Source organism: Marinomonas flavescens, from assembly GCF_004352835.1.
Classification (GTDB): domain Bacteria; phylum Pseudomonadota; class Gammaproteobacteria; order Pseudomonadales; family Marinomonadaceae; genus Marinomonas; species Marinomonas flavescens.
Genome location: NZ_SJSB01000003.1, coordinates 1 through 23,938 on the forward strand (window position 1 = coordinate 1; position 23,938 = coordinate 23,938).

The window sequence follows — 23,938 nt, forward strand, 5'->3', positions numbered from 1 at the left end:
TGGGACGAATAAACAATCGCCCAAGAAAGTGTCTAGGGTTCAAGCAACCAGCTATGATTTTCAAGGAATTATGCTTGGTTGCTTGAAATGAAAAGTGTCGCACTTCGGACTTGAATTCAGGTGTTTTATTTAGGTGAGCACTTAGCATCTAACGGGTACATAGTAGTGGGTATTGATCATACCGACTCAACAAATGCAGAAGTCGATTTTAAATCATCCCCCTATTCAGGATTTCCAAGCACTCTAATAAACCGGTCTAGAGATCAAGAGTTCACTAAAAAGTATTTCAATCATAATAAAACATTTCTTTCAGGAGTACTTGATACACAGAAATCCGGTTTAATTGGATATTCTATGGGAGGGTATGGCGCTATAAAATCAGCAGGAGGTTGTTATCATTTTAGCGATCAAAATATAAACAAATTTATGGGTGTTAAAGATATAAAAGTAGCCAATGATATTAAAAACCTTCTGAATAAATGCCCTTCTGAAAAACAGCGTATGAGTCACTGGGATGCTGTGATAGCCATGGATCCATGGGGTGAGGCATATCGTTTGTTTTCACTGGATAGTTTGGCAAAAATAACAACGCCACTATTGTATGTTGCTGGTGATCTTGATGATGTGGCTGACTATAAAAGTATTGTAAAACTGTATAATAATACTGGTTCTAAAAATACTTTCTTGCTGACCTATGAAAATGCTCGACATAATACTGCCCCTCATCCAGCGCCGGCTATAGCGTATAAAAATGCATTTGATTTAGGGCATTACGACGAACCCACTTGGGATACTCAAAAATTAAATACTATAAACAAACATTTTGCTTTAGCGATGATGGATTGCTACGTAAAAAATATCGCTAAACAGTGTAAATATTTATCACTACCTGAAAGATCTAATGCAGATGAAGACCACCCATGGTTTGGTTTTGATAAGCGCTATTCTGTTGGTATGGAATGGAAAAGTAAGATGGGTCATTAAGTTAACGCTTTGCCAAAAATATTTAAAATAAGCATGGATACTCTAATAAACCGCCATTCAGCTTGTTACATTTAACGAGACGATTGGCTAGATTTAGCTAGGACAGGCACCTTTAAAACCTATTAATAACAAAGAGTTGGGGGGTGCCTCTCCTAATAAACAGGTGTACAAGGTTTGCCAGTGGCGTGTGTGATTGGTGGTGGCTACGATCGACAAGAAGAGCGTGTCGCTTGGCGTCATAGTTTATTGCACCAAGCTGCAGATCGAGTTTGGAAAAAAAGATTTCTGTCATGCTAGTGGTGTTGGTATAAAGCGTACTTTGAACAGGTCTGCATGAAGAAAGTGTCATTTGAAAGCAACGGCTGTGGACGATCGAGTTGTTCTTAGTTCATCGTGCGATATTTTAAAATAAGACTGATTATTTCATGATCACTGCTTGTTGATTCTAACGATTTATCAATGGATATTCTCTGTGGTAAATAAATATTAAACTTAGAACGCAACACCGCCGCCACCTGGCTATCAGCAGTCGGATCAAAATCTTTTCCAGCGAAGTTTTGAATTCGCTCAAAGATATAGTTTTTATCTTTCATATAAGGTATTTCTCTTGTTTGACATAAGGTTGTTGCTCCAATCATAAATACAGTTAACGCCTTTCTAAGAAAGCGTCTTTGTAGTGTGGAGTTTTGGGATAAAGTAGCGAAGCGTATTCAGAATGGAGTGTAGCAAACACCATCCTTTAGATATGTAGTTCTAATGTACAATATAGGAACGTCAACTACTATGATATACAGCAATGTATAGATCAACATCTTACATCATAACACCGTCATCTGATTACTTTAATTTGATTAAAATTGGTATAGATAGGGTAAAAGATAAGGGAAGAGCGCTCAATAGTCTATTTAGTGGGTAAATAACACCACAGCTACCTCAAAATTGTAACAAGCCCATGAGGCTTGGTGGTTTTTAGGTAAGATCAATTGGTGCTTTCGATGAGGTAGGCGGTGCTTTCGAAGGGAAGCCATGGTTGAGCTGGCGATGTGCCAGCAGTGTATAAAAGTCAGTGAATCCCAATTCTCCACCTTCTCGTTAAAGATTATTGACTAGGCTTTGAGTCGTTTTAGCTCATGGCTTTGACTACTTCGGTAACGCCAGCAATTGCCATTTGCATGCCTATGACGGCCAGAATTAATCCCATTAGACGAGTGACGATATCGAGTCCGCTTTCTCCTATGAGTGCCAGAATACGTGAGCTGAACACAAAGCAGAAAAAAGTGATGATGCATAAAACGGCGAATACCGACAATGTTACTAATATGCCGGTTAAGCCGCCTGATGAGGAGTAATTCATTGCGGTAGCAATGGTGCCGGGGCCAGCAAGCAGTGGCACGGCCAAAGGTGATACGGCGATGTCTGCTTCTTCATGCTGTTCAGCGGAATGCATTTTAGAGGTGCGTCCATTAAGCATGTGATAGCCGACTAGAAACACCAGAATGCCCCCCGTTATCCTCAATGCAGAAATGGTAATGCCAAATAAATGAAAGATGGCTTTGCCAAGTAGAGCAAAAGATAAGATGACGATAAATGTAATGATTAATGCTTTTGCGGCGATTTTGACTTGTTCGGCTTTGCTTTTGTCTCCGGCTAAGCCCGCGAAAGCTGCCGTGTTTGCGATCGGGTTCATTATGGCAAAAAAACCTAAAAAAACGGTGATCATTTGCGTATACAGATCGCTCATATAGTTACTATTCCATTGATGGCGCTAACGCGCTTGTGAGTCAGTTGTGTTGCCATGTTACTACTAACCATTTGTCAGCCGCAATAAATAGCCTAGCGGTCATTCGCCTCGGCGGGTCAAAGGGTTAAAAAGGACAGGGTGCGACGAAGGCCAGCCATGCTTTTGTGAAAGGATGGCGAAACTCCAGTCGGTAGGCATGCAGTAGCAGGCGAGGATCGGCTTCGGTGTATTCTGGATCGTAGAATTCATCGCCGATGATGGAGTGACCAATGCTTTGCATGTGCACGCGAAGTTGATGGGAGCGGCCGGTGTAGGGGGTGAGCCGAATGCGGGTATTGTTGCCTTCGTAGGCAATGGGTTCCCAAAAGGTAATGGAGTCTTTACTCCACTCATCGGTGCAAATGATTTGTCTTGGTCGATTAGGCCAATCACAACGCAGTGGTTTACGAACTTCGCCCCGTTGGCCTAAAAGTTTACCACGCAGTAATGCGCGGTATTCTTTTTTGACTTCTCGTTCACGAAAGTGGGCATTCATGCGCTTTTGGCATTCGTGGGTTTTGGCCACTAGGATCAATCCTGAAGTGGCTTCGTCCAGACGATGAATGGTAAAGGCTTCACCGAAGTGTTGCTCAGCACGATACAAAATAGAGTCTTGCTTCTCTGGGCCGCGACCCGGTACAGATAAGCAATTCGCTGGTTTGTTGATCACGGCAAACCAGTCATCCTCATAGAGGATGTCTAGCGTGGCGTGTTGCATTCGTGTAGATGATGGCGTTAGCACGAATGACTATTCCGGTTTCGTGGTTAAAATGATTCGAATCGCATCCAGACGGATTTGATGCTCATCAATACGAACCAAGCCTTCTTGCATGTTGGTTTCTAGTAGCTGAATGTCTTCTTCAGAGATGGCTGAGTTGAACGTTTTAAGTTCACTTAAACGCTCAATTTCACTCTGACAACGATGTTGATAAGACGATTTAGCCGCTTGAACAATCGGGCGAGCTTGGTCTTGCGCATTTAACTGATGAGTTTGTAATACTTCGATCAGATTTTTGCGTAAGGCGGCAACCCATTGTTCTGCAACGCGGTTCGGCACGCCTTTAAGTTTTTCCGCCCATTTGTCTGCAGTAAATTGCTGATGCAGAAATTTACCGTTGGAATCGGATAATTGCCACATTGGTGTCATCGGTAGAGATTGAGATAGCTTCAAGCGCGGGTGCGCAGTGGCTTCGATCACAAACATACTTTCGACCAGTACAGTGCCTTCTGGTAAACCTGCGATCGGTAAGATAGCGGAGGTTAATCTACCAGAGTCAAAGCCTTGGACTTCATCCATTAGCATGGTGATCAGTGGGTGCTCCCAAGTGGCAAACGCAACATTTTCACGTTGGCTGGCTTGACGACGATCCAGCATGAGCATTTTGCCTTCTTCTTCAATACCAGGCAGTGCTTCTAGCATCATGTCAGTTGAGGGTTGAATGAACCAAGCGCTTTTATCTGGCGTGTCGTCCATGCATTCCGCGTGAATATTAAAGGCATGTGTCACGTCTTCAATATAGTTATGCAAACCTTGGGTCGCTTGTTCATTGATCAGATCGATCAGCTCGCGAGCACGCTCAGGGCGGCAAGAACTCATTTCGAGTAAGCGGTTACGACCTTCTTCCATTTGCTTAAGAAGGGCGGTGTGATACACATTCGCTTCTTCAAGTAAGTTGGTGTCGTCGTCTTGTCCATGCAAGTAGGCGTATAAACTATCGCGGAAGGCTTCTTCAACTTTATCGCCAGATCCAGTCGTACGGCAGAATGCATTAAGGGCATCGTGATACCAATGGAACAAGCGTTCTTGAACACTGTTTGATAAATACGGTACATGGATTTGTACGTCTTCACGTTGTCCTAAGCGATCCAAACGACCAATACGTTGTTCTAATAAATCTGGATGCTCTGGTAAATCGTACATGACGATGTGATGGCTAAATTGGAAGTTACGACCTTCACTGCCAATTTCTGAACACACGAGAATCTGAGCGCCATCATCGTCAGCAAAGTAAGCGGCTGCACGATCACGATGGATTAAGGGCATTTGTTCGTGGAAATCGGCGCTTTGGAAACCCGCGAAGGTTAATTGGTCATTCAGCCATTGGGCCATATCCGCGGTATGACAAATAACCAGTACTTTATCCGCTTGGCACTCAAGGAACTCTTTTAGCCAGCTCCAGCGTGGATCTTTTTCCCATAGACCATCCTGAATATCGGTTTCAGGTTGAACATGGTTGGTAGCAGATTCGAAAAATTCATTGTTCTCAAGTGGGTAGCTGTGCAGCTCTCGATTAGGGAAGCCACCAACTGCAGCACGGGTGTTACGGAACATTTCTCGGCCTGTACCATGACGGTCAATTAACCAACTGATCGCGTCTTTGGCGGCGCTGGCGCGTTGCTCTGGGGTGTTTGCAGAGAGTTGGGTAAACCATTCTTTGGCTGTGACTTCGTCTAGATAACTGCCAAAGGCATGTTCCCAATTGACGTTAGTCGTGTCGTTGTCTTCTTCGGTGAGAGGCAGTAATGCGTCCGCTAATGTGGCCGCTTGTTTTAGTTCATTCTGCTGTGCTTGGTAACGCTCAAAATCGTGGTAACGGTCTGCATCTAGCAATTGTAAACGAGAGAAATGTTCGCGTTCGCCAGTTTGTTCTGGGGTGGCGCTGAGCAGCAATAAAGACTCAGATTGCGCTGCAAGGCGAGCCACAATTTGATAACCCATACTAGGTGTTTCAGGATGCCATGTAAGGTGGTGAGCCTCATCGACGATAACCATATCCCATTCTGCTTCCAACATATGTTGTGCTGCTTTAGGGTGTTGGCTGGCCCAATCAATCGGTGCAATGACTAAAGGCTGCTGTTCAAATGGGTTGTCATCACCGTCCATGAAATCTTCATAGACCGCTTCACTGATCAAGCTAAATGGTTGGTGGAAACGACGCAGCATCTCTACTAACCATTGGTGTTGTAGATTAGTTGGTGTCAGGATCAAGGCGCGTTTACAAAGGCCGTTTAGCAGACGTTGATGTAAGATCAAGCCAGCTTCTAGGGTTTTACCCATGCCAACTTCGTCACATAAAAGCGCGCGCGCTTGTGGGCGGTTGGCGATGTCGTGTGCCAAATAAATTTGGTGCGGTAATAGCTCCGCCTTTAGTCCCATTAGTCCACGTACTTGAGACGCGGCATTTACCGCTTGATGTTCAAGAGTGTGGCGACGTAAGTCAAACCACATACGACGTGCAGGCGACAAGGCTAGAATGGAATCTAGTTCGTTTTTGTCGTTGCGAGGAAACTGAATAAGTGATTCTTCAAGCCAGTCGTCATCGTCGCTAATGCGATATTCGATGAGTCCATCAATCTCTTCTACTTCTAAGACGGTAAAGGTTTCGTCTCTGAAAGATAATTGGTCGCCAGGGGTAAGTGAACGGCGTACAAGACTGGTTTGGTCGTTTGAGTATTGGCGATCCGCTTCTGCATCAGGAAAATGCAATAAGAAGGATTTGTTTTGTTTTTCAATGATCATGCCGACGCCTAGATCAGGCTCGTTGCGGCTACTCCATCTTTGTCCAGTTTGGTACATAGTTATACGTTGTCCGGTTCAATTAACGTTAAGCTGCCTTGGCATAAGTCAGTCAGTGCTTGTTTCTGCTCAGGCCAAGTGCGTTCTATAACAGCAAGATCAATGACAATGCTGTCGGTGTAAGTTTTATTGCTTATCTCAATGTCGCTGTGTTCGAGAAAGTATTCCACCTTGCCCAGTAAAGGATAGGTGATTGTTAACTCAACAGGGACTCTAGGATAAATATTTTCATATTCTGTTTGCGATAATGCTTCTTGTACTGCTTGGCTATAGGCTCTTACTAAACCGCCTGCACCGAGTTTAATGCCGCCAAAATAGCGTGTCACAACGACGGTTGTTTCACCGAAATTAGAATGTTGTAACACATTCATCATGGGCTTTCCGGCAGTACCTTTTGGTTCGCCGTCATCACTTTGATCCCACAAATGAACATTGTCTGGTGCGCCAGCCACAAACGTCCAACAATTGTGATTGGCATCTGGGTAGCGTTCGCGCATCTCACCAATAAAGGCTTTTGCTGCATCTCGACCTTTAGTACGGCTCACGGTGGTAATGAACTGACTATTTTTGATTTCAAGATCAAAGCGTTGTGTGTGTGTTGGGCTTAAGTAGTAATCCATGTAAACTTATCAATTGAATTCAAGAGTGATTGATTTCACTATAAAAAATAGCAGGTTTTAATTCATATGACAGATTGGCTTTCACAATCGGTTTGGGCGTTATCGGGCTTTTGTTTGGGCGCGATACTACTGTCTGGCCTTGCCGGGCTTATTGTACAGGCTATGCGACGCCAGTGGCACCTTACGCAAGAAAAAATGCAGCAACAAAATGAAGAGTTAACGCGTCTTGTTGAGCAATCTAAGGAACATATTCATTATCTTGAAAAAGAATCGATTACTTTAGAGCAGCAATTTGCCGCTGCGCAAAGTGTTTGGCAAGAAAAAGAAACCTTTTATCGAGAGCAGAAAAAGCAAAACGAAACGGAATTTAAACAAATGGCTCAGGACATTATGAGCCAACAAGGTCTGCAATTGGCAAAAGAAAATGAACGTCAGCTCGGAACTTTATTAACCCCACTTGGGAGTCAGATTCAGAAATTTCAAGAGAGCGTAGACAAAAGCTACCAAGAAGAAGCACGCGAGCGTTTTTCTTTGGTGAGAGAGATTAAAAGCTTACAGCAGTTGAATCAAAAAATCAGTGATGATGCGATGAGTTTGACGTCGGCTTTAAAAGGACAGAATAAGTTGCAAGGTGGCTGGGGCGAAGTGATCTTGGAGCGTATTCTTGAAAAATCTGGCCTGGAAAAGGGACGTGAATACGATATTCAAGTGTCGCTTCAAACCCAAGAAGGGCGTCGTTTGCAGCCTGACGTAGTGATTCATTTACCGGAAGGTAAGCAGATTGTAGTGGACTCTAAAATGGTTTTGGTCAGCTACTTGGCTTACATGGAAGCGGAGTCAGACGAGGCTAGAAATCGAGCGTTGAAACAGCACCTTGAAGCTGTTCGTCGTCATATGAAAGATTTAAGTGCGAAGTCTTATCATGATCTGCCTGGCATTACTTCGTTGGACTTTGTGTTGTTGTTTATTCCTATCGAAGCGGCGTTTGGGCTTGCTCTACAGGCAGATAACGGCTTGTTTAGTGAAGCGTTTGAACACAATATTATCATTGTCGGGCCATCTAATTTATTGGCTACGCTACGCACTATTCAAAACATTTGGCGTAACGAAAAACAGAGCCAAAATGCCATTGAAATTGCACGCCAAGCAGGGGCCATGTACGACAAGTTTGCTGCGTTCGTTCAGGATATGGATGATATTGGGGGCAAATTAGACGCTGTCAGCCGTAGTCATGAGTCAGCGTTGAAAAAATTAAGTCAAGGCAGAGGGAATTTACTGTCGCGGGCTGAAAAGTTAAAGCAAATGGGCGCGAAAACGACGAAGGCATTACCGCAAGAGCGCCTACACGACGCCCTGAGCGATGAATTAGAGGATAACTAGGTTATTTATTTCTTAGGGAAAGACCAAAGAACATCAACTGAATTAGCATAAGATGCGGCTTGAATATCCAAATAAATAGATTGAGTTACTTTTTGGATGTCAGCCTCTTCAGGCAGTTTATCGGCACGACCAATCAGTTCGATGTCTAAATTATGGGCCAAATAGTGTAAGCGAGTCTGGTTGATATCCAAGTAGGCTGAATGTTGGCGCAGTAAAAAGCTAAGGTCAGCAAGGACTTGATGTCTTGCGGGTTGCTTTAAATAGTCTGGTCGAGCGCCTTCGACGGATAAGACTTCATCAAAATCTTCTTCCGGGTCTATATGGACTAGCACATCAACGACTTGTGGGTGTGCTTTACGAATCGTATAGGAAACGAGCTCTCCAAGAAAATGACCTTCACTGACACTGGCGTGGCTGGCCACGTGGATGTGCATATCAAGATAGATTTTACCTGCCATTGAGCGCGCACGAACATCATGAGGGGCCATAACATTTTTTAAACTGTCAGCAGTTTCTTTAATGCGGGCAATTGTTTTAGGGTCTGGTGCTGTGTCTACCAATTCCGTTAGGCTTTCCCAGATCATCCCCAATGCCATTTTTCCGATCAACACGGCAACCACGATAGACGCTAGCATATCGGCCCACGCGTAGCCAAAATAGACACCAACCAGGCCGGCTAGTACCGCAACCGAAGAGAGGGCATCGCTTCGACTGTGCCATGCATTGGCAATAAGTAGTTTGCTGCCAATTTCTTCACCGGCTTTTTTTGTATAGTGAAAAATGGCTTCTTTAATACCAATAGTCGCCATTAGCGCGGCAACACCATACCAGGTTACTTGTGCTTCTTTTTGAGATTGAATGGACTCATAGCCAATACCAGCAGCAACAACGATGAGCACCATGCCTAAAAAGACGGTTGTCACCGTTTCAAAGCGCAAATGACCGTATGGATGCTCTTCGTCAGGACCTTGGCGAGCATTAGAAGACGCGAAATAGACAAAAACATCTGTAATTAAGTCTGATAAAGAGTGTATTCCATCGGCAATTAAAGCTTGAGATTGCGAGAAATAGCCGGCGATAATTTTTGCTATTCCCAAAATGGCATCCCAAATAGCACCGACTAAGGTGACTCTTTTGGCAATAGATTGTTCTTGTTGCAGTTTTGTCATGAAATGCTCGTAAATGCGACTTAAAAAGAGTGCTTGGTCACGCGTACCGAAATCCGTTGTTTATTGACTACTTGGGTGAATCGGCGTGTTGTCTGGGTTACCGGATGTTCTCCCCAGCCTTATCCACGATATCTGTGGAAAAGGTCAGGGAAAAATAGTCCAGTCGTTACTGTCTTTTATGCCGGTGATATTTCAAACCAAAGGCAGTAAGACGCGTAAAACTCTCGCATGGTTAATGACATAAGAGAGAAGTTAGCGTCCATATCTGACAAACCACCCCCTTGGGAGTCGTTGAAAGCCGCTTCTTTAAGCGCGTCGTCAAATTTGATTTTACGTAAGGTAAGATCTTCATGGAGGACAAAGCTAAGCTTGTCTGTCCAGCGAAGCGCTAAGCTCTTCACGGCCATTCCTTGTTCTAAGTGACGTGTAACGTCTTCTGAAAGTGGTTCTAGGGATTTGAAACGAATAGTGGCTTTATCTTCAGAGCCGTCTTGTATCTCGCACTCATCGCCAGTCTCAAGGCTTGCAGGTACTTCGTTTTTGGTTAACCAATCGGTCATTAAAGACGCGGGAGAGACTTGTGCCTGTAAAGGCGACATAGGGAAGCTGCCCAGTGTGGTTTGTAGATGTTTAAAAAGCTGTTCCGTAATACTGGCATTAGTGCTGTTGATAACCAATATTTTTTCTTTTAAATCAATGTATGCCCAGATATCAGTGCGTTTTGAAAAGGCTTTAGGGCGCAAGGTGAAGACCAATTCGTCTTTCATATCGGTCTTTTCTTTACGGCCAACTTTACGGCCTTCGATAAGTTCTATCTCAGCTACTTTGGCTTCTAGTTCTTCGCGTACAACGGCCGCTGGTAGTACTTTTTCTTCTTTGCCGGCGCGGAACAAAAGGCAATGATCACTGGCTAAACTCCACTGTTCACTGTTACGAATCAACGGCAGCCAACCGAAGGAAAACTCTTCTTGAGAGCCACACTCTTTCAGTGGGAACTCTGGGATTTTATCAATCAGTTCATTGGTATCGAGTGATTCTGTGTCTTTTAGTTGGAAAATCTGGGCGTTCTTGAACCACATAATTATTATCTCACGGCTTCTTTAAAGTGTTTTCGACAAACAGATAAATAGCGGTCGTTGCCACCAATTTCTACCTGAGCGCCTTCTTTTACTGGTTTACCTTGTTCATCAACTCGAATGACCATGATGGCTTTACTACCACAGTGACAGACGGTCTTTAATTCGATTAGCTTATCTGACCATGCGAGTAGGGCTTTGCTTCCTGCAAATAACTCGCCTTGGAAATCCGTTCGAATGCCAAAGGCAAGCACGGGAATCTTTAATGTATCGACGACATCTGAGAGGGCGTAAACTTGTTCTTTGGTCAAAAATTGGGCTTCATCAATTAAAATGCAACTTAATGGCGATGTTTGATGTTGGTCTTTAATCAGAGACCAGAGATCAGACTCTTTAGTAAAGAGATTTGCCTCAGCATTGATGCCAATTCGTGACGCAATTTGACCTATTTCATATCTATCATCAATCGCGGCGGTGAATAGCATAACTGCCATGCCACGCTCTTGATAATTATGAGCAGATTGCAAAAGTATGGTGGATTTACCTGCGTTCATTGCAGAGTAATAAAAATACAGTTTGGCCATAAAGTCAGTCGATCACATTGTTTGTTTTTTTAAATTTAATTGTCTAGCCAAACTCTGATGTGGATGACTATTTGGGCTGTTTTTTTAACTTTCCAGTTTTCGATTTTGAAAAAGACAACGCGATTTGCATGGTTAGCCATTCCGAACGTTTTACGTCATTCAATTCGCAAAGTTGGTCGAGCTTAGCAATGGTTTCTTCATCAACGACTAATTCTAATCGCTTTAGCCCGAGGGATTTCTCTTTCTCACGCTGGGCTCGTTTATTGGCTTTTAGCTGATCTTTTCGAGTCAACGGTTGGCTACGAGGTCGACCTCGTGATGAGCCAAATAAGTCAATGGTGTTTCTGTCGGCGGACGATTTTGCCATGTTATTAAATTCATATAATAAAAAAGGGTGGAACAATACGATGTCGGTAATATATCGCGTTAACCAATAAATCGTATTTTATAGATTTAAGATCGCTATTATGTGGGAATTTTGATTTTAGGCCAAGGCAAAAGCCATTCGATTTGCGTTAATAAAGAAAAGGCAGTGTGATCACACACTGCCTTTGGACTCTATCTAGCCTATATTAATGTTAGTTATGGCTTGCTTGCTGATTTTTCGCTTCTTTTTCCGCTTGTTGGTTGGTCGCTATAAAATCGAGCAAGATTTCTGATGCTTCGTGGGCATAGGCATCATCTTCTGCTTTATCGGTCGGTTTAATATCATCGACTGATTTAACCAGTTTAAGACCAAGAGCTTTACGTCGAGCATTTTCAATCTCAAGGTCTTTATTCTTCGCGGCTTCGGACTGTTTCTCACGGGTTTTCTCATTCAGAGAAATCGTTTTGTAAGTCTCTGCTTGCTTTTTGTATTCTTTAATTTGATCAACCACTGCAATAAAGTTGGGATCTTTCTTGATGCGAGCTTCGTGATGAGGTTCAAGAATAGGCAAGTACGCTTTCATGTTCCAGTACACTGGGTAACGAGTTTCGTGAATTTTGTCCCACGGTAGTGGATTGCGTAAAGCGCTTTCACCGACCAGTTTGTCGTCAATCAGGGATGGGAAAGTGATGTCTGGTATAACGCCTTTATGTTGCGTACTTTCGCCTGATACACGATAAAACTTCGCTTGAGTGACTTTAAGTTGGCCTTTGTCCATATCTTGCAATACTTGAACCGTGCCTTTACCAAATGTTTGGCTACCTAGAATCAATGCACGTCCATAGTCTTGTAGGGCACCAGCAACAATCTCAGAAGCAGAAGCACTCATTCGGTTAACTAAAACAGCCAATGGGCCACTGTAATCTGTTTTACCATCGCTGTCGCCAAGTGGCGTTACGCGGCCTTTTTGATCGCGAATTTGCACAACAGGGCCTGATGGGAAGAATAGGCCGGCGAGAGAGTTAGCTTCTTGAAGTGATCCACCGCCGTTGTTTCTTAGATCAAGGATCAATGCAACAACGCCTTCTTGTTTCAGCTCATCGATCAATTTTTTAGTATCACGAGTTGAGCTCTTGTAGTTTTTGTCACCACGTTGAATAGCGGCGAAATCAGAGTAAAAAGTTGGTAAGTGGATAATGCCTACTTTGTAGGTTTTTCCGTCACGCTTAACCTCAATGATGTCTTTTTTCGCAGACTGATCTTCAAGCTTAACTTTTTTGCGGACTATAGTAATTTTTTTACTGGTTTGGCCATTGCCTTTACTCGGAATGATTTCTAGATTCACCTTGGTGTTTCGTTCACCACGAATCATCTCAACAACATCGTCAAGACGCATTCCGACGATATCTACCATAGGTTTGCCTTCTTGACCTACTGCAATGATTTTATCGTTAGGAGCTAAATCTGTTTGCGTTGCAGCTGGACCGCCGGGAACTAAGCGAACGATTTTTGTGTAATTGTCGTCAGCTTGCAATACAGCGCCAATGCCTTCTAGTGACAGGCTCATATTGATGTTGAAGGTCTCAGAAGCGCGTGGTGCAAAGTAAGACGTGTGAGGGTCTAGTGTTGCGGTAATGGAATTAGCAAAAATTTGATATACGTCGACGGCGTTTGTTTGCTCAACTTGTCTAAGCTGATTTTTATAACGACGAGTTAACGTTTCGATGATTTTTTCTTGAGAGTCTCCGTTCATTTTTAGAACAAGTGCTCTGTTCTTTAAACGTTTTCGCCAATAATCATTGAGTTCACTTTCGCTGGTGGCCCATTTCAATTTTTCTGGGTCATTATTCAGTGATTCTTTTTTTGTGTAATCGAAGCCTTTAACGATGCTAGGAATGTCTTTTTCAACTTCATTTAAACGATCTTCGATGCGTTTGTCGAAGAGATTGTAGATAGTGTAGGCAACTTGTGTGTCACCGTTACGTAGAGCATCGTCAAGGCTGTCTTTGTATTTAGACAAGGCATCAACGTCACTTTGCAGCAAGAAGCTTTTGGATGGGTCTAGAGCATCTAGGTAATATCCGAACGCCTTTTCTGAGATTTGATTATCAATAGTGGGTTTGTCATAGTGTTCGCTTTCTAGCATACTTACTAGTTGCTTGGAGACTTTGTCATACTCATGCGGTGGTTGAAGGTCTGTGTAGGCATTTGCTTGTGCCGAGGCAAAAATAAGACCCGTGAAAAGGCAAAATAATAGGCGTTTATAGTTCATCCGGTATGGGTTCTCTTAGTCTGTATTTATGTAATTAGTTAAAATCATATTAGACACAGAGCAGTAAGGCTAGCCTAACTGCTAAAAAGTCACTTTTTTAAGGTATTGTCCTTCAGGAAATTATGGAACATTCTAACTTTAATCATTCATTGTTGTCCTTTTTAAAAGATTCTCCTACTCCTTTCCATGCCACAGACAGTATGCGTAACGCGTTAACCGATGCCGGCTTCATTGAGTTGTTTGAAGAGCAAAGTTGGGTTATCGATGAAGGTGGAAAATATTTTGTTACTCGCAATGAATCTTCCATCATTGCTTTTACCACACCACAGATAGATTTTCATCAAACAGGGTGGCGCATGGTCGGGGCTCATACCGATAGTCCATGTTTGAAATTAAAACCCAATGCTCACGTTCAGCGTCATGGTTATCATCAATTAGGTGTTGAAGTATATGGCGGCGCTTTACTTCACACATGGCTAGATCGCGATTTATCTATTGCTGGGCGGGTTAGTTTTAAGAATCAAGAGGGGAGTATCGTTAGTTGTTTGGTCGATTTTAAGGACCCTATTGCCGTCGTTCCCAATTTAGCTATTCATTTAAACCGACAAGCCAACGAGGCTTTTTCCGTTAACCCACAAACGGAAATATTGCCTATTTTATGTGGTGCACAAAATGAGTTTGATTTACAGGTTCTGTTGAAAACGCAAGTTGAGAAACAACATCCTGCTGCACAAGTCGCCACTATTTTGGATTTTGAGCTGAGTCTTTATGATACTCAAGCACCTGCTTTGGTAGGACTTCATCAAGAGTACATTTGTTCTGCTCGCTTGGATAACTTGCTAAGTTGCTTTGTTGGTCTTCAAGCGTTAGTAGATTCTGATATGCAGCGTCCTAGTTTGCTTATTTGTACTGATCATGAAGAAATTGGCAGTTTGTCCGCATGCGGAGCCAATGGGCCGTTTCTTGACGACGTATTAAGAAGATTGTCTCCTAACCCAGAGCGCTATGTTCAAGCCATGCAGCGCTCTATGCTAGTCTCAGCGGATAATGCTCATGCGCTACATCCAAATTATGCGAGTAAGCACGATGCAAATCATGCTCCTATGATCAATAAGGGAGCGGTGATTAAAGTTAACGCGAATCAGCGTTATGCGACCAACAGTGAAACGTCTAGCATCTATCGTGATATTGCTGCAGAAGAAGATTATACGGTGCAGAGTTTTGTGGTGCGAAGCGATATGGCTTGTGGTAGTACGATTGGTCCTATTACCTCTGGAGAAATTGGCGTACCAACGATTGATATCGGTTTACCAACCTTCGGTATGCATTCAATCAGAGAATTAGCTGGCAGTCATGATGCCCATGGTCTTTATAAAGTATTGGCGCGCTTTATGAAACGTGGAAAGTTGATAACACGTTAATATGCTAACTTTGTATTAGCGAATGGGTACTAAAACAAAAGTATTAGAGCAGAGGTATTAAGGCAGAGATATTAAGATAGAGGTATTAATACTTTTGTTAGTGAAACAGCAATGCAAAAAAAACGCCGTGAAGCGAAAGTTTCACGGCGTTTTTTTAGAAATTAGATTATTTAGTGGCGACTAACCACTTATCCAATCCTTTGATTTTATCTTCTGTTAAATCCCCAGTCGCTTCAAGCAATTGCAGTTTTTGCAATACAAAGCTGTAACGGTATTGCTGGTAAGCGTTGCGAGCATCAAATAAATTTGATTGCGCTGTCAATAGCTCAACTAGGTTCCGTGTACCGACTTCGTAGCCCGCTTTACTGGCTTCGAGGGCGCTTTGGCGTGATTTAATTAACACTTGCTGTGCATGGATTCGTGCGACAGACGTTTGAAGCTCTAAGAACAAACTTCTAATGTTGAGTTCAATCGATTGTAAGGCACTGTCACGAGATTCGCGGCTTGCTTCAGCTTCGGCAGCGGCTTGTCTAATGGACGCATTAATCGATCCACCACTGTATAAAGGCATATTAACCGCTAGACCAATTGCGCCCTTATTATAAGTACCATCAGGGGTGCTAGTATTTGGATTGCTTTGGCTGTTAGAGCGAGATAATGAGCCAGTAATGGAAACGGTTGGTGTACGACCACTGGCCTTCTTGATGTCTATATTGTTTTCAGCGCTTTGCACGGAAATATCAAGAATACTAAGCTCTTTGTTATTTTTAATGGCTTGTTGAATCAAAGAATCAACTGTCATCGTTGGATCAAGTTTAATAGGGTAACTTTTTGACAATTCTGGGATGTTGGTAATGACACGTCCGGTTAATTGTAAAAGTACTTTTTGAGCGTAAGCCACATTGGATCGATCGGTTAGTTCGGTAACTTTGACGGCATCGTATTCAGCTTGAGCATCTTGAAGATCAGTAATAGATACCAAACCTACGTCATATTGTTTTTGAACTTGATCAAGTTCACTTTTGGTGCTTTTTACTTGTGACAAGGTCGTATTAAGCGTTGACTGAGCCATTAGTAAATTAAAATAATCAGTGAGAGCGGTAAGAGATAAGTTCTCTTTTTTATTGTCGTAACTAACGCCAGCACTTTTATAATTTAGCTCAACGGCGTCAACACCGTAATTTAAAGCTGGCGAATAGATGGGATAATCTAAATCCAATGATACGGCATTAGTTTTTGCGTCGTAGTTGGTCGTTGGAGTGTCATTCTTTGCATACCCCAAACTCCCATTAAGGGAAATGCTAGGGTATAGACTGCCTTTTGTTACAGTAACCTGCTCCTTTTGAGCATTGTAAGTTGCGGCAGCAGCTCTAAGACCTGGATCCGTTTGGATTGCCAACTTATAGACATCATATAAGCTTTCAGCATGAACGGTCGCGCTGCTGATTGTCGCAGCAGCTATAAGAGTAGAGATGATATGCTTTTTCATGGATTTTGATCGGCTCTTAGTATGAAATATAGTTATATTACCCTACGGCGCGAGTAGATGGCAGTAGGGTAAAGAGTATATCTATTATTACTGTTGACCATATCATAATCAGAAAAGTTAAAAAGATATGCATTGTGTAAATTCAATGCATCGCGTTGTTATTGTTTGCAATATCTATTCTTTTAGATGAATTTGATAGCGAATTTTCTGAGTTTTATTTGCCTGAAGTTCTCCTTTCATCTCTAGGCTACTGGCTGTTTTCTTATTAATGTTTGCGCCTTCCACATTACTAATGATGCCCCGTGTATTTTGCGTAATAAAATAGCTTTGCGGTTTGTTGGCATGGTTGCTAATAGTAAGTTCCCAAACTTGTGTTGTTGGCAGCTTTTGCGACGTGCTGCTAATAAGAGATAAATTGCCTGTTAAATCAAAGCTTTTATTGGTGATCACACGAATTTCTTGTTTGGCTCGTGCACTATTAATGTTAGTGCTGTTGCTAGGAATGAGCAGGCCATTACGTTGCCAAAATGTCTGGTATTGTCCAGGGAGTGCTGTGCTGTTAAGGGTGAAGTAGAGCGTATTTTGAAAAGTGAGTGGCATATTGCCTGAGTTACTAAGCGAGGTGAAAATAGTGGCGCTATGCTGACTTTTTTCGATGTTTGATTCTAGTCGAATAAGTTTAACTAATGTGTCTGAGTTAGCTTTTAAATGAGTGGTTCCTAACGGATAGGTGACTTCACTGTTTGCGTAGCTAGGTGAAGCATCACTTTCATTTAATCTCATTGTGCTCTGTAGCGCTTTGGCCCTCATCATAGAGATTGGCGAGTAGTGGAGGAGGCTCTTGTTTAAGGTAATAGCATGCGTTGATCTGTTATGAATTTCCGCTGAGTTGATAATGGAAACAAGGCCATTTGCAAAGATAAGCGTACGTTTAGGTGTCCAAGATACGTCATTGGATTGATAGCTTACAATACTTGGGTACTGAGCGATGTCACTTTTATGAAGAGAGTGAGCTTTTGTTGGGATAAGGTAAAAGTCATTCATGGGCAGAGTGATTAATGTGTTATTTACTTTAAGAGCAAAGCTGCCGTTAGGTTGCTCAATATTAACCAACTCTCCAGAATAAGAGAGGTCTCTTTGCTTACTGTCGACTGTTACTTGGTAGCCGACTTGAGAAGACCAATCATGATAGTTTGCAGGACGTATTTGTGTAACGGGTGAGAAGTTGGCTACTAAAGGCAACAGACTGCCTTGGTTAACCGACAAGCTAGGTGTTTTGGACGGTGCAATGTTTTCGACAATCTGGCTATTCTGAGCATCAATTACTGCTCGTATTGGTGACGCGTGGGCGATGCCCTGAGTGCCAATAAATAATAATGGTAGGCAGAAATATATCGTCAAGCTTTTCATAAAGTCCTTCTGTTCATCAATGATTGAGCGTCGCTGTGTCGTTCTACTTGCCTGAGCATGGTAATCTACAAGCAAAATATGGCATTAATATCACAGCGTGTAAATAAAGGGTCGAGAGTGGATAAACGATTACTAATCATTGATGGACTGAATTTGATTCGCCGTCTTTATGCAGCACTTGAATCTGAGAAAGATTTAGATCGTCGAGTGGAACGCACACAAAGTATTTCTATTGATGCGTTGGTCAAATTAATTCATCAAATCGTACCGTCTCATATGGTGGTTGTGTTCGATTCTAGTGGACAAACTTGGCGTCATAAAATTTTCCCTGAGTATAAGTTAGGTCGAGTTCCAATGGATGATCAATTACTGGAGTCGTTACCTGATTTCGCTAAAGTGTTTCGATATAACAAGATCCATTGTTTACGATTAGCGGGTTGGGAGGCGGATGACTTAATTGCAACCCTAGCGGTAAAGGCCGCAAATAAAGGGGTTAAGTCATACATTGTTTCTACCGATAAAGGTTTCACTCAGTTGCTTGATAATGAAAATATCCTGCAATACGATTATTTTGCCAAGCTCGGGTACGACAAGGTATGGGTACCGGGTAAATACGGCGTTCAAGCCACTCAACTGGCAGATTACTGGGCGCTTGTTGGTGATACCACTAACCGTATACCAGGCGTAAAAGGCATAGGTCCAAAAACAGCGTTGTCTATTATGGAAACGCACTCCACGATAGAAAGCATCTACCAAAATGTAACGTCATTTTCAGACCGCATTCAGCATCTTTTATCAGACAACTATGAGCAATGCTTATTATCACGTCGGCTAGTGTCACTAAAAGTAGATGCTGAAATTGGTGTGAGACTTTCTCAGCTTGTTTATCAACCGACATAAAAGAGCAGGCATTATGGTTTGTTTGCTTAACGGCAAATATGAGGTTGGAAAAGATGTGAAACCGCTCTTACCCCATGCTACTAAGAAGATTATAATAGCGGTATTTCACGAACTGGATAAATGAGATTGATATGTCAGAGGTAAGAACTCGTATTGCACCGTCTCCAACAGGTGATCCCCATGTTGGTACGGCTTATATTGCTTTGTTCAATATGGCGTTTGCTCGAAAAATGGGCGGTAAATTTATTTTACGCATAGAAGATACCGACCAAACGCGCAGTACACCAGAATCAGAAAAAATGATTCTCGATGCGCTTCGTTGGTTAGGATTGGATTGGGCAGAAGGTCCAGACGTTGGTGGCGAATACGGCCCTTATCGTCAAAGTGAACGTGGTGACATTTACGGACAATACGCAGTGGAATTGGTGGAAAAAGGCCATGCCTTTTATGCCTTTGAAACATCAGAAGAACTCGATCAAATGCGTATTGAGCAAAAAGAACAAGGTTTGCAGCAGAAATACGATGGCCGAGCATTGGCATTGAGCGCTGAAGAAGTGCAAGCCAAACTAGACGCCGGTGTCCCGTACGTTATTCGTATGAAGATTCCTGAAGAAGGTACCTGTGTTGTTCAAGATATGCTGCGCGGCACCATCGAAATCGATTGGTCTCAAGTCGACATGCAAGTCTTGCTGAAAGCCGATGGCATGCCAACCTATCACCTTGCTAACGTGGTGGATGATCATCTGATGAAGATCACCCATGTTATTCGTGGTGAAGAGTGGATTAACTCTGCGCCTAAGCACATCTTGTTGTACCAATATTTTGGTTGGGACATGCCAACATTGTGCCATATGCCATTGTTGCGTAACCCTGATAAGTCAAAATTATCAAAACGTAAAAACCCAACCAGTATCTTGTATTACCAACGTATGGGTTACATGGCGGAATCTGTGATCAACTACCTTGGTCGCATGGGCTGGTCAATGCCGGATGAGCGTGAAAAATTCTCTTTAGACGAAATGGTTGAGCAGTTCGATATTCAGCGTGTTTCTCTAGGTGGTCCTGTTTTTGACGTAGAAAAATTGAGCTGGTTAAACGGTATGTGGATTCGTGAGAATCTTAATCCTGAAACCTTCGCACAGAAATACGTTGAATGGGCGTTAAACCCAGAGTATTTGATGCAAATTATTCCGTTGATCATGCCGCGCGTAGAAACCTTCTCTGACGTTGCTAACGTAGCAGGTTTCTTCTTGAAAGGCATGTTGCCGATTACTAAAGAAGATTTCGCATCGGTGAAAATGGAAGAAGAAACATTGCGCAAAGCGATGCAGTTTGCCTTGTGGAAACTGGAAGCATTACGCACTTGGGAAAAAGATGAAATCTTTAATACCTTGAAGTCTCTTGCTCAGGTGATGGAAGTGAAACCAAAAGACTTCTTTGCGCCTTTGTTTGTGGCTATTTCTGGCTCCAGTGCTTCTGTCTCTGTATTTGACTCAATGGCGATCCTAGGACCTGATCTTTCTCGTGCACGCATGCGTACCGCGGTGAATGTGTTGGGCGGGCCGTCTAAAAAAGAAGCGAAGCGTTGGGAAAAAGAATTCGCTGATTTGTAATTCATTTTATAGATTAGTTAACGAGCAATAAAAAAAGCCGGTTTAGCAAAATGCTAAGCCGGCTTTTTAGTGGATAGTATTCTTTGACTACTTGGTCGTGAACACACTTGTTTTACTGTCAAGGCTAGCCACTTGATCGTGAATATGGCGAGTATTTCCTTCAATACTATTGATGTCGTTATTATCGCGTTGTAGCTGTTGTGCAATTCGATCCATCTCTTCACTCATGTGAACTGCTGTTTTAGAGACTTCTTGAATTGAATGCGCCATCTGGATAGAAGAAGCTGAGCTCGTTTGAGCATTTTGTTCAATTTCACGAATAGCTATTTCGGCTTTCTCGCTGAAGCTTTCAATTGAGTGAAGGCTTTCTTGCCCACTTTGCATGGTTTTAATTGCTGTCTGGGTAGAGGTTTGAATGGTGCTTACGATGTTGGTTATTTTAGATGTTGCATCGACCGTTTTTTCAGCCAATGATCTGACTTCATCAGCGACAACAGAGAACCCACGTCCAGCTTCACCTGCTCGAGCGGCCTCAATGGCAGCGTTCAAAGCGAGAAGGTTGGTTTGGTTTGCTAGATCGTTGATCATTCCTATTACATTATCAATGTCTTTCGATAGCTGACCTAGTTCATTAAGTTGCACGCCAGTTTGGTTTACAACCGCGATGGTGCTTGCCAAGCTAGACAGGGCGCCTTTGATTGTTTCTGCCCCTACTTTTGCTGACTCATAAGTATCTTGAGATTGGCTACTTAATTCGTCAGTAGTGATAGAGATGCTTGAAATAGTCGTCGATATTTCTTCAGTTGCCGCAGCCAGAGAGTTAGTTTGTTCACTAACAGATCGGTTACTATCCGCAATGTTCTTTACCGCAGTATTTAGTTCAGCGACCATGCCAGAGACATCTTTGGTCGTATGAACAACATCGCCAATCACAGAACCTAGCCCGTTCGTCATTTCATTTACAGAGCTGCACAGCAAGTCAAACTCATCATTGCGTTTGCTGTTTACAAATAATCGTGCAGTTAGATCGCCGCTTTTTACTTTGCCTAAGTCTCGGATAATTTGATTAAGGGTTTTATTTACACTTCGTCCAATCCCCATCATCATCAGAGCAGATAAGATCGCAACAATGATGCTCACAATGATTAAACCGATACTGGCTTGCTCTGAGCTTTCTGATGCTTGTTGACGAGCATTTTGAACCGCACTCTGCATGAAGCCTGCTGCCGCTAAGCGGGATTCATAGAAGATTTGTTTGTTTTTTTCAAATGCGTTTTGTAGTGTGACAAGAGCATCGTTGGATTTTTCATAGCTTTGCATCGCAGAGAAATATTGCCCAATAATGTCGCTAAAACGCTCCTCAAGCCCAAAGTCTACGATGCGTTGATGAAATTTTTCGTACTTTTCCATGAAGGCATCTTTATTCGCTTTGGTCGGTTCAAAAATAAAGTTTTTTTCTGCTTCACGAACGGGGAGGAATTGTTGTTTTACTAGGCTTAAGAATGAAATTTTGTCGAGGACTTTAGTGCTTAGTTCAGATATTTGACCTTTTAAGCCAGATGAACCATTAAACCCTATCATTTGTCGTTGATGAACCAGTTTTGTTAAGGTGGCGTTATACGTGGTTAGCGTCATTTTTACATTCTTCAAGCGCTCTTTTGCCTCGGGTGAAGACACGGCCTTTATGTTTGTATCTAGAGTACCTATTGAATTCGAAAATTCAGTGTTCAAAGAGTTTAAAAAGCTTTTATAGGATTTATCATTAATATTCGAAAGCGTGTCGTATTGTTCCATTGACGCGATGACAAGCGAATCTAGATTTTTATCTACTCGTGTTAGCACTTCGAACTTTTCAGAAGCGGATGTTTGAGTATTAAGCCCTTGAAGGGCGACGGCAGTAACAATGACAAAACCAATAATAGCGGCAGATAATAAAGCCATAAGTTTGGTGCGAAAACTTAGGTTTAACAACATGATAGATCCCTATCTTTTTTATTATGCTTTATGAGTCGACGATGTCTGAAAACAGCGCATATCCGAGTAAAGTTGAAACCATTCGTGCTTAGTTGACAGTTCCATGACTATTCTATTTCTTGTGGATCTTGTTTTGCAATTAAATCAAAAGAAATTATTTAGATACGCTAAATATAATTTTTAAGTGATAAAAAAGTACATAAAAAATGAGATATTGTGTATTTCATTAGATGTCATGAGGGCTCAGCCAGATGCTCAGCATTCTATTGCCTATAAACACAACATAGCCTTGGTAGCGAACACGGCCAGTAGAGGAAAATTCAAATAGATAGGTTCGTTTTATACAGGGTTGGTGATTTGCCCAAGAAGGCCTCCAACCATCACCTGCGACACTTTCATCGAGAAGCTGTAGGTTCAGCTTTTTACAGTGATCCCTTGCGGTAGCGACCGCTTTTTCTCGCACGTTACTGTTGCACCACCAGCCATAAAAAAGCGCAAAAATGAGTAAGATAAAAACGATGTCGGAAAGTTGTAGATTCATAGCGGTCGCTTTAAATAAAATGAAAATACATCATAGCTAATAGTAGAGAAAAAAAGAAATGCGTGACCACCCCCAAGCAGGAGAGAAAGGAAGGGTGGTCACGTGCTTCACGCTTTTATGAGCAAGCAACATAAATATCCATTAGATAAGGTGTAATTTGGTCATTCGGGGCAGCGAATGTGCAGTCGTCCAAATTTTGAGTCGTGAACCTCTTTCTAATGTGCCAGTCAGGCGATATTTACGCGGCTTCAACTGCTCTTTCTGCGTAAAGTTGGATAACCCACTGTTCGATGCGCTGATCAGTAAGTTCAAACTGTTGATCGTCGTCTATAGCCAAACCGACAAAATGTTTCTTGTCTTTTATGCAGGCTCTAGACGCTTCAAAATCGTAGCCTTCAGTCGGCCATTCACCAATAAAAGTGGCGTGTGTAGGGACCAGTTTTTCGTAAAGCCAGCCCATAGCATCAACAAAGTAATCACCATAACCAAATTGGTCGCCAAGACCATAAATAGCGATGATTTTATTGGCTAGGTTTAGCTCACTTAGGGCGTCACCTAATTCTTCCCAGTCTTCTTGAATGCCGCCAAAATCCCAAGTTGGTATGCCTAAAATCAGCATTTCGTAGCTTTCTAGTTGGCTGATAGCAATGTCCTTTACATTGAGCATTTCGACATCAATGCCAAGTTCTTTCCACTGTTTAACTATTTTCGCACCGACTTCTTCAGTGTTATTGGTATCTGTGCCATAAATAAGGCCTATTGCGGGTTGATTCATGGTTCT

Annotated in this window: 20 protein-coding genes; 5 read left to right on the top strand and 15 right to left on the bottom strand. The window is 42.5% G+C overall.

The genetic code is table 11. The features are described from left to right. The first annotated feature begins 165 nt into the window (after positions 1–165). Positions 166–984 carry an alpha/beta hydrolase family protein gene (locus E0D70_RS03780; RefSeq protein WP_133010954.1) on the top strand — a complete coding sequence of 273 codons (819 nt, stop codon included), beginning with the start codon at positions 166–168 and terminating at the stop codon, positions 982–984. Between the two features lie 383 nt (positions 985–1,367). On the opposite strand, the gene E0D70_RS03790 is transcribed toward E0D70_RS03780, so the two are convergent. The 5 genes from E0D70_RS03790 to E0D70_RS03810 form a co-directional block, all read right to left on the bottom strand. Then, a complete protein-coding gene (locus E0D70_RS03790; RefSeq protein WP_240536974.1) occupies positions 1,368–1,622 on the bottom strand; it encodes a hypothetical protein in 255 nt (84 codons plus the stop codon). Positions 1,623–2,107: 485 nt separating this feature from the next. Next, on the bottom strand, positions 2,108–2,725 hold the full coding sequence (locus E0D70_RS03795) for a MarC family protein (protein ID WP_133010955.1): 618 nt from the start codon (positions 2,723–2,725) through the stop codon (positions 2,108–2,110). A gap of 124 nt (positions 2,726–2,849) precedes the next feature. Further along, on the bottom strand, positions 2,850–3,506 hold the full coding sequence (locus tag E0D70_RS03800) for an RluA family pseudouridine synthase (RefSeq protein WP_240536975.1): 657 nt from the start codon (positions 3,504–3,506) through the stop codon (positions 2,850–2,852). 6 nt (positions 3,507–3,512) lie between these two features. Next, complete coding sequence (rapA, locus tag E0D70_RS03805) at positions 3,513–6,341, bottom strand: RNA polymerase-associated protein RapA (RefSeq protein ID WP_133010956.1); 2,829 nt, start codon at positions 6,339–6,341, stop codon at positions 3,513–3,515. A gap of 2 nt (positions 6,342–6,343) precedes the next feature. Continuing rightward, positions 6,344–6,961, bottom strand: coding sequence for a YigZ family protein (locus tag E0D70_RS03810; RefSeq protein WP_133010957.1), 618 nt, complete (start codon positions 6,959–6,961; stop codon positions 6,344–6,346). A gap of 66 nt (positions 6,962–7,027) precedes the next feature. Between E0D70_RS03810 and E0D70_RS03815 the strand changes: the two genes are divergently transcribed. Then, positions 7,028–8,341, top strand: a complete 1,314-nt coding sequence (locus tag E0D70_RS03815; protein ID WP_133010958.1) for a DNA recombination protein RmuC — start codon at positions 7,028–7,030, stop codon at positions 8,339–8,341. 5 nt (positions 8,342–8,346) lie between these two features. Here the strand turns inward: E0D70_RS03815 and E0D70_RS03820 are convergent, their stop codons facing one another. From E0D70_RS03820 to E0D70_RS03840, 5 genes are all read right to left on the bottom strand, one after another. Continuing rightward, positions 8,347–9,510, bottom strand: coding sequence for a cation diffusion facilitator family transporter (locus tag E0D70_RS03820; RefSeq protein ID WP_133010959.1), 1,164 nt, complete (start codon positions 9,508–9,510; stop codon positions 8,347–8,349). Between the two features lie 176 nt (positions 9,511–9,686). After that, positions 9,687–10,589 carry a recombination-associated protein RdgC gene (locus E0D70_RS03825; RefSeq protein WP_133010960.1) on the bottom strand — a complete coding sequence of 301 codons (903 nt, stop codon included), beginning with the start codon at positions 10,587–10,589 and terminating at the stop codon, positions 9,687–9,689. 5 nt (positions 10,590–10,594) lie between these two features. Next, positions 10,595–11,170 (bottom strand): thymidine kinase, encoded by a 576-nt coding sequence (locus E0D70_RS03830; protein WP_133010961.1) that lies wholly within the window; start codon positions 11,168–11,170, stop codon positions 10,595–10,597. A gap of 67 nt (positions 11,171–11,237) precedes the next feature. Beyond that, positions 11,238–11,537, bottom strand: coding sequence for a LexA regulated protein (ybfE, locus tag E0D70_RS03835; RefSeq protein ID WP_133010962.1), 300 nt, complete (start codon positions 11,535–11,537; stop codon positions 11,238–11,240). Between the two features lie 211 nt (positions 11,538–11,748). Next, positions 11,749–13,809: a carboxy terminal-processing peptidase gene (locus tag E0D70_RS03840; RefSeq protein ID WP_133010963.1), complete on the bottom strand. Its 2,061-nt coding sequence runs from the start codon at positions 13,807–13,809 to the stop codon at positions 11,749–11,751. 122 nt (positions 13,810–13,931) lie between these two features. On the opposite strand from E0D70_RS03840, the gene E0D70_RS03845 reads away from it, so the two are divergent. After that, positions 13,932–15,230, top strand: a complete 1,299-nt coding sequence (locus tag E0D70_RS03845) for a M18 family aminopeptidase (RefSeq protein WP_133010964.1) — start codon at positions 13,932–13,934, stop codon at positions 15,228–15,230. 166 nt (positions 15,231–15,396) lie between these two features. Here the strand turns inward: E0D70_RS03845 and E0D70_RS03850 are convergent, their stop codons facing one another. Both E0D70_RS03850 and E0D70_RS03855 read right to left on the bottom strand, forming a co-directional pair. Further along, the gene (locus E0D70_RS03850) at positions 15,397–16,719 is read right to left on the bottom strand and encodes a TolC family outer membrane protein (RefSeq protein WP_133010965.1); all 1,323 of its coding nucleotides are present in this window, start codon (positions 16,717–16,719) and stop codon (positions 15,397–15,399) included. Positions 16,720–16,893: 174 nt separating this feature from the next. Then, positions 16,894–18,129: a hypothetical protein gene (locus tag E0D70_RS03855; RefSeq protein WP_133010966.1), complete on the bottom strand. Its 1,236-nt coding sequence runs from the start codon at positions 18,127–18,129 to the stop codon at positions 16,894–16,896. Between the two features lie 117 nt (positions 18,130–18,246). On the opposite strand from E0D70_RS03855, the gene xni reads away from it, so the two are divergent. After that, positions 18,247–19,029, top strand: coding sequence for a flap endonuclease Xni (xni, locus tag E0D70_RS03860; protein ID WP_133010967.1), 783 nt, complete (start codon positions 18,247–18,249; stop codon positions 19,027–19,029). 131 nt (positions 19,030–19,160) lie between these two features. Beyond that, positions 19,161–20,642: a glutamate--tRNA ligase gene (gene gltX, locus E0D70_RS03865; RefSeq protein WP_133010968.1), complete on the top strand. Its 1,482-nt coding sequence runs from the start codon at positions 19,161–19,163 to the stop codon at positions 20,640–20,642. A gap of 87 nt (positions 20,643–20,729) precedes the next feature. Here the strand turns inward: gltX and E0D70_RS03870 are convergent, their stop codons facing one another. The 3 genes from E0D70_RS03870 to E0D70_RS03880 form a co-directional block, all read right to left on the bottom strand. Continuing rightward, complete coding sequence (locus E0D70_RS03870; protein ID WP_133010969.1) at positions 20,730–22,616, bottom strand: methyl-accepting chemotaxis protein; 1,887 nt, start codon at positions 22,614–22,616, stop codon at positions 20,730–20,732. A gap of 226 nt (positions 22,617–22,842) precedes the next feature. Then, positions 22,843–23,157 (bottom strand): DUF3301 domain-containing protein, encoded by a 315-nt coding sequence (locus tag E0D70_RS03875; protein WP_133010970.1) that lies wholly within the window; start codon positions 23,155–23,157, stop codon positions 22,843–22,845. A gap of 238 nt (positions 23,158–23,395) precedes the next feature. Then, entirely contained in the window at positions 23,396–23,932 is a 537-nt protein-coding gene (locus tag E0D70_RS03880; RefSeq protein WP_133010971.1) for a flavodoxin, read from the bottom strand. Positions 23,933–23,938 lie beyond the last annotated feature (6 nt).